We start from the raw sequence: 11,121 nt of genomic DNA, 5'->3' as shown, positions 1-11,121 counted from the left end.
AGCTCATCGGTTAAATGCGTCTGATGTTTTTTAACCAGTTGCGGCTCAAACGAGCCGGCTCTGTCGCGGGGCGTATCTAATTCAAAGCTGCCGGCAGGACTCTTGACTGTTTTTGACGTCGAACCGTTCTTGCGGTTAGATTGCTCTTTATCACTGAGATGCTCTTCAAGCTCAGCCTGCATCGCGGCTTCGGTGAGTTGTTTAATAAGCGGTGTCAGGATGCCGTCTTTGCCGGTGAGGTCTTTGCCTTCACGCAACTGCTTTAAAGCGGCATCCATGTCGAAATTGGTTTTGGTCATATGTCATCTCTTTTTTGCTTAGTTTAACGAAATGACACAGAATTCTGAACACTACCGCAGCATCGGAGTTACCCGGTCTTGTAGCACTTAGTTTAACTAAAACAATAAAAATGTATCCTGCTGTAGGCTGGGTTAGAGCTAACCACGTGGCAAGTGAGGACCTCCTTTCGGATATAAATATGCTGAGAAAGGAAAACTCTAAACTCCAAAACACAGTAAATGAGCTTGGCAATCAACAAGCAGCTTCTATTGAAGATATAGCAGATATCGATTCAGAGTTTACAATCGATGGCTCCTATACCGTTTGGCGAAAAAGTTCCAGCTCCCAATATTCATTCAAATCAACTATAACGTGGAGAGATTTGTTTGCTCTTATATCACCGTATCTAGTCGAGCATCCTAACGACGGTATAGTTAAAAGGAAATTGGCCTATAGCTTGCTTGAAAGAGAAGGAAAGTCAGGAACCTCTGTAAGTATTAATGACCAGGCGTTTAAAACAGTCACAATTCAGCTAGAAGCGTATGGCTTAATCACTACGTCCTATAATAAAACAACCAAAGGTGGTATGGCTTTATTTTGGAAGCTGACAAAAAAAGGGAAGCAGTTAATGATAGAAAGCAGAGTAGTAAAGTAATGCACCTAACAAACGCGTCAATTAGTACGCTTGCAAGCTCGTGCCTATTACGCGGCGTTAACGTCCGCTCTTGGCACAGGGCGGCCGTAGCAGCCCACTAACAGTTAGACCTCAATTGACTCAGAAATATCAAGCGCGTCATCCACTTCAATTCCGAGGTAGCGTACAGTGCTTTCCAACTTTTTGTGGCCTAATAGAAGTTGGATAACTCTGAGGTTCTTAGTTTTCTTATAGATAAGATATGGCTTGGTTCTTCGCATTGAATGAGTGCTGTACAGCGAACTGTCCAATCCTAGTTTCTCGATCCAGCCATGAAATATCCGGTTGTACTGGCGAGTCGAGATATGTTCTGCGTCAGTAACTCTCGATCTAAATAAATAATCTGATTCTGATAGATTCGCTTGCCTGATCCAGGCGGATAGCGAGTCTCTAGTTCCTTGAGTTATCTCGAACTGTACTGGACAACCTGTCTTCTGCTGCAGAACATGAGTCCTGGTAAGCAGCGAACGACCACACGAAACATCCGATACTTTCAGTTTTACTAAATCACAACCTCTAAGCTTGCTATCTAACCCTAGATTGAAAAGAGCCAAATCTCTTGCCTTCCCCTCAAGTTCAAGGCGTATGCGAATGCCCCAGATATGGGATATCTGGAGTGGCTTTTTCTGTCCTATAATTCGATTTTTATTCCACGGATATGCTTGTTGAACTGCCATGAGTAATCTCCAGTTAGTACGGAGACTTAAGTATGGCCTTTAAAAAGAGTAAAAAGCCCGCTAAAAAGCGGGCTCCATATTCATGTCAGTGAGGCATCGAACCTGGCGTGGAACGTCAGGCTACCCATCTACCGATACTCTTCAATGCTCGGGCACGAGCACATTAAATTCCGGTCCCCAAAAACGTCATCAATACGGTTAACGGTTGGCCAGAACTTATCGTAACCAACGGCTTCAACCGGGTAGGTTGCTGTTTGACGGTCGTATGGGCGGTCCCATTCTGCATCGGTAATGTCCGCCAGTGTGTGCGGTGCATTCACCAGTGGGTTGTTGTCTTTCGGCCAGTCGCCAGATGCTACTTTATCCGCTTCGGCTTTAATGCTCACCAAGGCTTCAATAAAGCGATCCAGCTCAGCTTTAGACTCAGACTCGGTTGGCTCAACCATAATGGTACCCGCAACCGGGAAGCTCATGGTTGGTGAGTGGAAACCGTAGTCCTGCAGGCGCTTAGCCACGTCAATTTCGGCAATACCGGCGGCGTCTTTCATTGGGCGCAAGTCGATAATGCATTCGTGCGCGACACGGTTGTTGCGGCCACGATACAGAATTTTGAAGTGCTTGCTCAGCTTCTCAGCAACGTAGTTGGCGTTCAAAATAGCGGTTTCTGAGGCTTCACGTAAGCCGCGTCCGCCCATCATGGCAATGTACATCCATGAAATGGTCAGAATGCTGGCACTACCAAACTGAGCAGCAGATACTGCGCCGTTGCCTGCTTTAGGGCCTTGGATATTAATCACCGAGTGGTTTGGCAAAAACTCAGCTAAGTGCTGCTTCACACCAATAGGACCCATACCAGGGCCGCCGCCACCGTGCGGAATACAGAAGGTTTTGTGCAGGTTCAGGTGCGATACGTCAGAGCCAATGTAACCCGGTGAGGTTACGCCAACCTGTGCGTTCATGTTGGCACCGTCCATGTAAACCTGACCACCGTAGCTGTGTACAATGTCGCAAATTTCCTTAATGCCTTCTTCGTACACACCGTGCGTTGACGGGTAAGTCACCATAATGCACGACAGGTTATCGCCCGCTTCTTCTGCTTTGGCTTTTAAGTCGTCCATATCCACGTTGCCGTTCTTGTCGCAGTCGACCACCACCACTTTCATGTTGATCATTTGCGCAGAAGCCGGGTTAGTACCGTGTGCAGAGCTTGGAATTAAGCAGATATTGCGGTGCCCTTCGTTCCGGCTCTCATGGTACTTTTGAATAGCTAGTAAGCCAGCATATTCGCCTTGCGCACCCGAGTTCGGTTGCATAGACATGGCGTCATAACCAGTAATATCCAATAGCCACTCAGACAAGGTGCCGACCAGCTCCTGGTAGCCTTGTGCCTGTTCTACCGGGCAGAACGGATGCAACTGACCAAACTCAGGCCAGGTCACCGGAATCATTTCAGCGGTCGCATTCAATTTCATTGTGCACGAGCCCAATGAAATCATGGAATGGTTCAGCGCTAAGTCTTTGTTTTCCAGCTTCTTAATGTAACGCAGCATTTCGGTTTCTGAGTGATACTCGTTGAATACCGGATGCTGTAAGTAGTCGGACTCGCGTACCAACGCCGCAGGAATCGACTCGACATCTCCGCCGGCAACACGGCTGTCCAGTACGTCAATGTCCAAACCGTGGTTATCACCAAACAACACGTTAAACAGCGTTTCAACATCGTCACGCGTTTTCGCTTCGTCCAGGCTGACGCCAAATACGCCTTCGCCGTCAACGCGCAGGTTAATGCCAGCAGCTTTAGAGCGCGCTAACACGTCGGTCGCGTTGTCTTTCATTTCAAAGGTTAGAGTGTCAAACCAATGGCTGTTGACCAGCTTCACGCCTTTGTCCTGCATACCTAAGGCAACAATATCAGTCAGGCGGTGAATGCGGTTCGCAATACGGCGCAGACCTTGTGGACCATGATACACAGCATAGAAGGACGCCATGTTGGCCAGCAGTACTTGCGCGGTACAGATGTTTGAATTGGCTTTTTCACGGCGTATGTGCTGCTCACGCGTTTGCATAGCCATACGCAATGCCGGACGTCCGCGAGAGTCTTTAGAAACCCCAATAATACGACCTGGCAATGAACGCTTAAACTTGTCGCGAGTGGCAAAAAACGCTGCATGAGGACCACCGTAGCCCATCGGCACACCGAAACGCTGAGCGTTACCGAACACCATATCAGCGCCCATTTCACCCGGCGACTTCAGCATTAACAGGCTCATTAAGTCAGAAGCAACGGCGACAATAGCCTTTTTCTCCTGCAACTCACCAATTAACTGTTCGATGTTGTGCAGCTGACCCGTTTTATCCGGATATTGCAGTAACGCACCGAATACATCATGGTCGGACGCTTCACGTGCAGGGCCAACGATGATCTCAAAGCCGTAATACTCAGCACGGGTTTTCACTACGTCGATGGTCTGTGGGTAAACATTGTCGGCAATAAAGAAGGCGTTAGACTTCTTGTTTTTAGACACTCGCTTGGCCATCGCCATCGCTTCGGCTGCCGCTGTTGCTTCATCAAGCAATGACGCGCTGGCTAAATCCAGGCCGGTTAAGTCCATGGTCATTTGCTGGAAGTTAAGCAGTGCTTCTAAACGGCCCTGCGCAATTTCCGGCTGATACGGGGTATACGCGGTATACCAACCCGGGTTTTCCAACACGTTACGTAAAATAACGTTCGGTACAACGGTGTCGTAGTAACCCATACCAATGTACGAGGTGAAAATTTCGTTTTTCTGAGCAATGGTTTTCAGACGATCCAACGCCTCACGTTCCGTTTGCGGTTCACCAACTTGCAAGAACGGTTCGCGCAATATTGCGCCAGGCACCGTGTCTTTGGTTAAAGCTTCTAAAGAATCCACACCCAGTTCTGCCAACATGGCTTTTTGCTCTTCAGCACTTGGGCCAATGTGGCGACCGATGAACTCATCGTGGTGTTCTAATTGCGTCAGGGTAGTACTGCTCATTTAACTCAGCCTCGTACATTTATCGATAGTAAGAAACAACGAACCCCGGTTAATTTCCGGGGCTCAGGACGCTTAGACATTGGTACAAAGTCCAATGGCTTAGTCTTCGTCTATTGAAGCCTCGTAAGCGTTTGCGTCCAATAAATTTTCAAGTTCACTGCTGTCATCCGCTTTAATACGGAATAACCAGCCGTCGCCATAAGAGTCGTTATTAACCGTTTCAGGCGCGTCTTCTAAGTCTTCGTTAACAGCGACAATTTCGCCCGCCATTGGTGCGTAAATGTCTGATGCCGCTTTTACAGATTCAGCGACAGCAATGTCGTCGCCTGTTTCAACTTTGTCACCAACGTCTGGCAACTCAACGAAAACCATGTCTCCTAACAGCTCTTGCGCATGTTCAGAGATACCAACGGTAAAGGTGCCATCACCTTCGTCGCGCACCCACTCGTGAGTTGATGCGTATTTCAGATCGGCTGGAATATTGCTCATAATGACTTCCTGTAGTTCAAAATCGTTTATTGTGATGAAACAGAATTATAAAACAGATTGACCGTTTCGCACGAAGCCCGGTTTGACGACCTTCACCGGTACTTGTTTCTTACGCATTTCAACGTCTGCGGTATCACCCACTGAAGCAGGAACACGCGCCATTGCGACCGAGAAACCAAGTGTAGGCGAGAATGTACCAGAAGTGATGATACCTTCGCCACCCTCAACGGTCACTTTTTGACCGTGGCGAAGTACGCCTTTTTCTTCCATTACCAGGCCTACCAGCTTGTCGTGACCTTCGGCTTTCTTCTGTTCTAATGCTTTACGGCCAATAAAATCTCTGTCTGCCGGTTCAAATGCGACGCTCCAGCCCATATTAGCTTCCAGCGGCGTGATATTCTCGTCCATGTCCTGACCATACAGGTTCATTCCTGCTTCCAGACGCAGGGTATCACGTGCGCCCAGTCCACAAGGAGCAACGTCCGCTTCTAACAATTGATTCCACAATGTTTCTAATTGGCTTGCCGGTACGACAATTTCGTAGCCTTTTTCGCCGGTATAGCCCGTGGTAGCAATGAAGTAATCGCCAACGTCTTTACCCACAAAAGGCTTCATGCCGTCAATTTCAGCGTATTGTTCGCTTGAAAGTACTTTCTGAATTTTCTCAGCCGCGTTAGGACCTTGCAGAGCAAGCATGCCCATATCGTCACGCTCTTTCGTGGTGACATCAAAATCGGCAGCGACTTTTTCAATCCATGCTAAGTCACGGTCACGAGTGGCTGAGTTCACAACCATACGGTAAGACGTTTCTGAGAAGTGATACACGATAAGGTCATCAATAACACCGCCGTTTTCGTTCAGCATGCTGGTGTATTGTGCTTTACCTTCGGTTTTTAGCTTGGCCACATCGTTAGCAAGCAGGTAACGCAAAAACGCCTGAGCTTGTGGGCCTTCGACGTCAACAATGGTCATGTGAGACACATCGAAAACACCGCAGTCACGGCGTACCGCGTGGTGCTCTTCAATCTGAGAACCATAGTTCAGCGGCATATCCCAGCCGTGAAAGTCGACCATTTTGGCACCGGCTTTTACATGTGCATCGTACAGTGGCGTTTTGCTACCCATAACGCGTTCCTTATCTGTTCACTTTATGTGCGTGTTTATGGGCGCAAATTATAGGCGTGATTCACTTAAACTTAAAATCAATAATGCTTATAATGGTATTAATTTTTTAAATGTTGAATACTGAGTTTATAAAGTGAGCCAATGAAACATTTATCCTTAGAGGCCCTGCGTAGTTTCAGTGCTGTTATAGAGCTGGGCAGCATGACGCTTGCCGGCGAGCGCATGGGTCGTTCCCAGCCTGCAATCAGTCTGCAACTGAAAAAGCTCGAACAGCAACTCGGCGTCGAGCTTTTAACCCGAGAAGGCAATGGCTTTGCGCTAACCACCGACGGCGATGTGCTATTTGATTACGCACAGAGAATGTTGGCGTTGAATGATCAAGCCTGGGCGCAGTTCGAACCTCAACAAGTCAGTGGGAAAGTTCGGTTGGGTATTACCAGCGAGTTCGCCTCAAGCCTGTTACCCAAAGTTCTGGGCCAGTTTGCCCAGGTATACCCGCAGGTCACATTGCAAGTAACCTCCGCGCTAAGTAAAGACTTACTGTCAGGGCTAGGACAACAGTTCGATATTATTCTGGCACTGCGCGAGCAAACCAATAAAAGCGACGTGTTAATTCAGCGCGAAGAGTTAGTTTGGGTAGGGTCTTCGGCGTTAATAGAGCAAACCAGTCTACCGTTGGTTGTCGCACCGGAAGGCTGTATTTACCGGCGTCGTGCCGAGCAAAGTTTACAGCGCATACGCCAGCCTTATCGAATTACCTACACCAACACAGACTTTTCCGGGCTGACAGCGGCGTTAAACAGCGGGCTTGGCTTAACTGTGCTGGCGAAAAGCACAGTGCCTGACAATGTATCTGTTATTGACACACTCGCTAACGGGCAAAGTTTACCAACGCCGGGCTCTGTTAATGTCATTATGCGACTGGCAGGTGGTGCTTCCAGTGCCGCTTCGCAACTGGCAGATTACTTAAAAGCGAGAATTTAGCCGCGCTCAACAACCACGTCTACAGGTTCTTTTAAGTAGGCGTTGCCATGGCGGCGGAGGCTGGCTTTTAATTCTTCCTCGGAATTAAGGCCGGTGTCAGTGCGCCCGTCCTGGTAATGCACAGCAAAGGGCTGGTTGAATGGCCTTGACCGCACAACGTCATACAACTCTTTTAGTGTGTAGCAGGTGGTTGCCTGGGTGGTATTCACTTGGTTACTGGACATAACTCACCTCGTTCATCGAGTCGGTACAGGTTTATCCAGTCGTGCTGGAACAGTTGATTAAAGTCACTAGCGCCTGCCAGTGCTTTTTGAATGATGTCTTCGGTAGCTTCAACAATAACTTGCAAGCGCATAGGTCGGTGCACAAAGTCTTTTCCGTCGTGCACCGATTGCCAGGCTATGCCTTGCCGCAAGTCGCCGCCGTTACCCTCAAACACGCCAATGTCGTTAGCCACACGGTTATGCAGTAGCTTGTTGCCGCTGCCTAACTGTTTCGAGTCAGTGACAGAGCAGTAGTACTGCCAGTTTATCCAGTTAGCGACCAGGCCCGGTGCGCTAAATAATTGACTCAACAAAGCACCGTTCAGGTCATTGTTGCTGTAGTAATCATGCAAAAAGTTGCTGCCTGAGGTGTCGGCGGATGCTAAACGTTCAGAGCGCCCGAAGAATAATGTATTGTTGTCAGCAAGCCCCCACTCCGGACGTAGTTCAGCCCAGTGACTGGAGCGCTTTTTACGGGCTTTAAACGGTTCGCTGCTGTTACTTGCAAGTGACTCACTGGCGGCATTAAAGGTTCGCTTTACCTCTCCCGGCACGGCGTCGGAAAGCCAGACAATGCGGTCTGTTACCGTTTCATGCAGGGCTGAATAGAACCTCGTTTTCGCTGGAATATCGAAGCCTCGATCACGTAGATGCTCGCGAATAGTGGTGTCATTGAGCAAACGTGTTAACACGCGGGCACTCAAAGCCCCTGTCTGGCCACCGCACGCACCACAGTTAAGACCGGCACGCTGCGCGTTATTGCTGTGGTGCGAACCGTGCCCAACCAATACGACATGCTGACCAAATGCCTGAAATTGCATACCAGCTAAGGCTTGTTCACAAATAGCAACTAATGCGTCGGTCGACACCTCTCCATCGTCGTTACACACCGTCGCTTTGGCATGTGCATCGGCGGTTGCTATCTTGCCGGGCACACCCGTCAATAAAGACTTGAGTTTACTTAAACCCAGGGCTTCAACCCCACTAAACATAGACACCGGTGTATTAAATAAATTTGCCAGCAGCGACGTCACACTTTGCTTTTGTTCCGGTGCTTGTATGTAATACGACGGCTGCAGCAGTCCCGGTACATGCGGGGTGCTGCCACTTCTGGTTTTTAATGCCAGTGGCACACCGAAGAATCCGGCAAAACCTTTGGTCTGAGTGTTTATGCTAAGTGCCTGCCCCGCTTTTCCCAGCGCTCGGCGGTAACGCTCTGAGCGCACATCAATACAAAATACCGCCTGAATTTCAGGTGCTTTTGACGGCTTAGCATCCTCTGCGCTGGTAAACTTGAGACGAGTCACCTGTGAGCGTTCGTATGCGCCCTGCCACTTCCAAAGTAGTTCGTTGTATTGTTGAGCGTATCCCACCCAGCCTAAGCAATGCTCGAGTTGTTCGTTGAAGCTGCTTTTTAACTGCTCATGTACGGATGTATTCGTGCGCTCAGCTAAGTGCCACAAAAGATATTCCCAGGCTAAGCGGATGCATAGCAGATCAAACACCCACTGGCTGTCCTGACGAGCGTCCTGATAGGAGAATGCTGCCGCCCATCCCCACAGGTCACTGATAAGTGCCTGGCAATAACACTGCAACGCATAATCGGATGCGTCAGTCAGAAAACTCGCCTGACATACTTTAATTAACTCGTGAGGGTCATCAGGGAGTTCCGCAAACAGCTCGTTCAGGTCAGCCTCGTCCATCAGCGTTTCGATACCACGGTCAGCACGCGAAATGGCCAGCCAGTGACTGTATAAAGAGCTGTCGCTGCCCTCTTCCTGAAAGCGCTTGGGGAACTGCATAAACAAACCACAAGTCTGGCTAATTTGCAGCACAACCTCTTCGTTCCAGCGCATTTTGCGACTGCGCTGTTGGTATTTGTCGACTAGGCGACTGAGGTTCTGCCACTGCGGGATGGGCGTGATAATACTAACGCGCTGTTGCAACTGCTCGACCATTTTGTCGGTCACGTGCTGTTTGTCTATCTCATTCTTTTGCCACTTTTGCCAATAAAATTCAGGGCTCATCAGTAAGCGGCTGCCAGCGCTGTATCGCCAGTGCGCAGCAACGTCCTCTACCGGTTTATTGCGGTACTGCCAGAATGGGTTCACGGCTATCCATTGAGATAGCGGCCACTGAGGAGCAACAGACTGGCTCACTTGCTCAGCTATGGACACAAAACGGCTGACTGAAATCATGATAGCCCCTCTTTTTTACTGCGGCGCTGATAATACTCAATGGGGTGACTTGGCCATAGCCACAGCACAAAGCGAGTAAGCCACTCGTCCAGATACAAACCAGCGTTCAGGGTAATAAACCAACGTTGACTTAAACTGTGCGACGGCGTGTGGTGAACCAGCCAATAGGTAAAAGCAAATGCGTTGAAAAGTAACGCAATAAAAGGCTCCAACCAGACGCTAGTAAGCTGTTGAGGCTCTATTATTTGTTGCGCCAGCGCTCCAAGAACAAGATATGTCGCGATAGTAAGCACTGACACACCGAGTCGCAGTAGCGGTTGATAAAGGTTCATCCATATTGTAGTAAGCGCCATGGCGAGTAATGCCGACGGCAGCCATTTCGGATCGTTGAGCCACCACCAACACGCCGCCGCAACAATGGCCTGAAACGCTATAAAAATTAAACCGACACGCCATAATGAGCGAGCTTGCGGCTGTTTTATTATGGCAACTTCACTGACCGACAAGAATGCGTGCGCTTTGTAGACCGAGTGCGCGATTAAATGCAGTAATGCTAAGTCGTAATAGCCCAGACCAATTTCCAGCAGCATGAGTCCCATTTGTGCGCAGGTAGACCAGGCTAAACGGACTTTGATGCTAATGCGTGTAGCCATAATAAGAGCCGCGAAACAGCAGGATGCAGCAGAAACTATGCAGAGTAACCAAACTGCGGGGGCACTATTGCTCCAAATAGGTGTTGTTGTGAGTAGCAAAAAACCACCAAGGTTAATGATACCGGCGTGCAGTAACGCGGATACCGGTGTCGGCGCTTCTACCACTTGAATGAGCCAACCATGCAATGGCAGCTGGGCGCATTTTATAAGTGCTGCCATGACCAGACAAAGCCCGGCAATGTGTTGAATCAGCTCGGGCGCTGCGTTGGTTGCGGTGACGCTTTGCAAAATGGTGTCGAGTTGCAAGCTGCCGGTGTGCAGGTACATAAGTAACAACCCGGTGCCGAGAAAGGACTCCGAACAGCGAGCCAAAATGAATTTTTTATGGGCCGCGAGCACGGCGCGGTCACGTTCTGGATAAAACATGAGCAGGCTGTGCAATTGGAGACTGATTGCCATCCAGGCGGCGAAAAAAACGATGATGTTATTGCTGACAATGAGGACAAGAACGGCTGCCAGGCAGCCAATAAGTTTGGTGATAAAAGCACGGCGGCGCGGATCGAGCCTGAAGTTGGTTCTGGCATAGTTAGTGACGACAAACGCCAAAACACCGACGAGTACGAGTAACACCGGGCGTATGCCTGAAAATGTAAGCCATTCTGTCAATAACACGTCGTTGGTACCTCGTTTGGAGGGCTTTATGTTGTGACGAATTATCGATGGTTTATTGATGTTAAGTAAA

Annotated in this window: 10 protein-coding genes; 2 read left to right on the top strand and 8 right to left on the bottom strand. The window is 49.1% G+C overall.

The window, feature by feature from the left end:
• A partial coding sequence (locus tag BLT32_RS11835) for a transposase (protein WP_176764960.1) occupies window positions 1-299 on the bottom strand: 299 nt, incomplete at its 3' end.
• Between the two features lie 179 nt (window positions 300-478).
• Between BLT32_RS11835 and BLT32_RS11830 the strand changes: the two genes are divergently transcribed.
• Window positions 479-934 (top strand): hypothetical protein, encoded by a 456-nt coding sequence (locus BLT32_RS11830; RefSeq protein WP_143020968.1) that lies wholly within the window; start codon window positions 479-481, stop codon window positions 932-934.
• A gap of 104 nt (window positions 935-1,038) precedes the next feature.
• Here BLT32_RS11830 and BLT32_RS11825 read toward each other — a convergent pair whose 3' ends face one another.
• The 4 genes from BLT32_RS11825 to gcvT form a co-directional block, all read right to left on the bottom strand.
• Window positions 1,039-1,650, bottom strand: coding sequence for a tyrosine-type recombinase/integrase (locus tag BLT32_RS11825; RefSeq protein WP_053954450.1), 612 nt, complete (start codon window positions 1,648-1,650; stop codon window positions 1,039-1,041).
• Window positions 1,651-1,778: 128 nt separating this feature from the next.
• Window positions 1,779-4,667: an aminomethyl-transferring glycine dehydrogenase gene (gene gcvP / locus BLT32_RS11820; protein WP_053954451.1), complete on the bottom strand. Its 2,889-nt coding sequence runs from the start codon at window positions 4,665-4,667 to the stop codon at window positions 1,779-1,781.
• 99 nt (window positions 4,668-4,766) lie between these two features.
• Complete coding sequence (gene gcvH / locus BLT32_RS11815) at window positions 4,767-5,156, bottom strand: glycine cleavage system protein GcvH (RefSeq protein WP_053954452.1); 390 nt, start codon at window positions 5,154-5,156, stop codon at window positions 4,767-4,769.
• Between the two features lie 45 nt (window positions 5,157-5,201).
• Window positions 5,202-6,281 carry a glycine cleavage system aminomethyltransferase GcvT gene (gcvT, locus tag BLT32_RS11810; protein ID WP_053954453.1) on the bottom strand — a complete coding sequence of 360 codons (1,080 nt, stop codon included), beginning with the start codon at window positions 6,279-6,281 and terminating at the stop codon, window positions 5,202-5,204.
• A 141-nt stretch (window positions 6,282-6,422) separates the two neighbouring features.
• Between gcvT and BLT32_RS11805 the strand changes: the two genes are divergently transcribed.
• Window positions 6,423-7,265 carry a LysR family transcriptional regulator gene (locus BLT32_RS11805; RefSeq protein ID WP_053954454.1) on the top strand — a complete coding sequence of 281 codons (843 nt, stop codon included), beginning with the start codon at window positions 6,423-6,425 and terminating at the stop codon, window positions 7,263-7,265.
• On the opposite strand, the gene BLT32_RS11800 is transcribed toward BLT32_RS11805, so the two are convergent.
• The 3 genes from BLT32_RS11800 to BLT32_RS11790 are packed head-to-tail and all read right to left on the bottom strand — an operon-like array spanning window position 7,262 to window position 11,009.
• Window positions 7,262-7,489, bottom strand: coding sequence for a hypothetical protein (locus tag BLT32_RS11800; protein WP_053954455.1), 228 nt, complete (start codon window positions 7,487-7,489; stop codon window positions 7,262-7,264). The two genes, BLT32_RS11805 and BLT32_RS11800, sit on opposite strands and share 4 nt — an antisense overlap.
• A complete protein-coding gene (locus BLT32_RS11795) occupies window positions 7,471-9,726 on the bottom strand; it encodes a putative inorganic carbon transporter subunit DabA (RefSeq protein WP_053954456.1) in 2,256 nt (751 codons plus the stop codon). Before BLT32_RS11795 ends, BLT32_RS11800 begins: the two co-directional genes overlap by 19 nt.
• A complete protein-coding gene (locus BLT32_RS11790; RefSeq protein ID WP_235444016.1) occupies window positions 9,723-11,009 on the bottom strand; it encodes an NADH-quinone oxidoreductase subunit L in 1,287 nt (428 codons plus the stop codon). The genes BLT32_RS11795 and BLT32_RS11790 overlap by 4 nt, the downstream gene beginning before the upstream one ends.
• Between the last annotated feature and the right edge of the window lie 112 nt (window positions 11,010-11,121).

The sequence above is a fragment of the Idiomarina zobellii genome (assembly GCF_900100855.1).
GTDB lineage: Bacteria > Pseudomonadota > Gammaproteobacteria > Enterobacterales > Alteromonadaceae > Idiomarina > Idiomarina zobellii.
The sequence above is the reverse complement of the archived record's forward strand: the minus strand, read 5'-3'. Positions and strand labels throughout refer to the sequence as shown.

What these genes read in the sequence shown, in the direction of transcription:
- BLT32_RS11800 (WP_053954455.1), bottom strand. Translation starts at nt 7,489, where the DNA reads ATGTCCAGTAACCAAGTGAATACCACCCAGGCAACCACCTGCTACACA.
- BLT32_RS11830 (WP_143020968.1), top strand. Translation starts at nt 479, where the DNA reads ATGCTGAGAAAGGAAAACTCTAAACTCCAAAACACAGTAAATGAGCTT.
- gcvT (WP_053954453.1), bottom strand. Translation starts at nt 6,281, where the DNA reads ATGGGTAGCAAAACGCCACTGTACGATGCACATGTAAAAGCCGGTGCC.
- BLT32_RS11825 (WP_053954450.1), bottom strand. Translation starts at nt 1,650, where the DNA reads ATGGCAGTTCAACAAGCATATCCGTGGAATAAAAATCGAATTATAGGA.
- BLT32_RS11795 (WP_053954456.1), bottom strand. Translation starts at nt 9,726, where the DNA reads ATGATTTCAGTCAGCCGTTTTGTGTCCATAGCTGAGCAAGTGAGCCAG.
- gcvP (WP_053954451.1), bottom strand. Translation starts at nt 4,667, where the DNA reads ATGAGCAGTACTACCCTGACGCAATTAGAACACCACGATGAGTTCATC.
- gcvH (WP_053954452.1), bottom strand. Translation starts at nt 5,156, where the DNA reads ATGAGCAATATTCCAGCCGATCTGAAATACGCATCAACTCACGAGTGG.
- BLT32_RS11805 (WP_053954454.1), top strand. Translation starts at nt 6,423, where the DNA reads ATGAAACATTTATCCTTAGAGGCCCTGCGTAGTTTCAGTGCTGTTATA.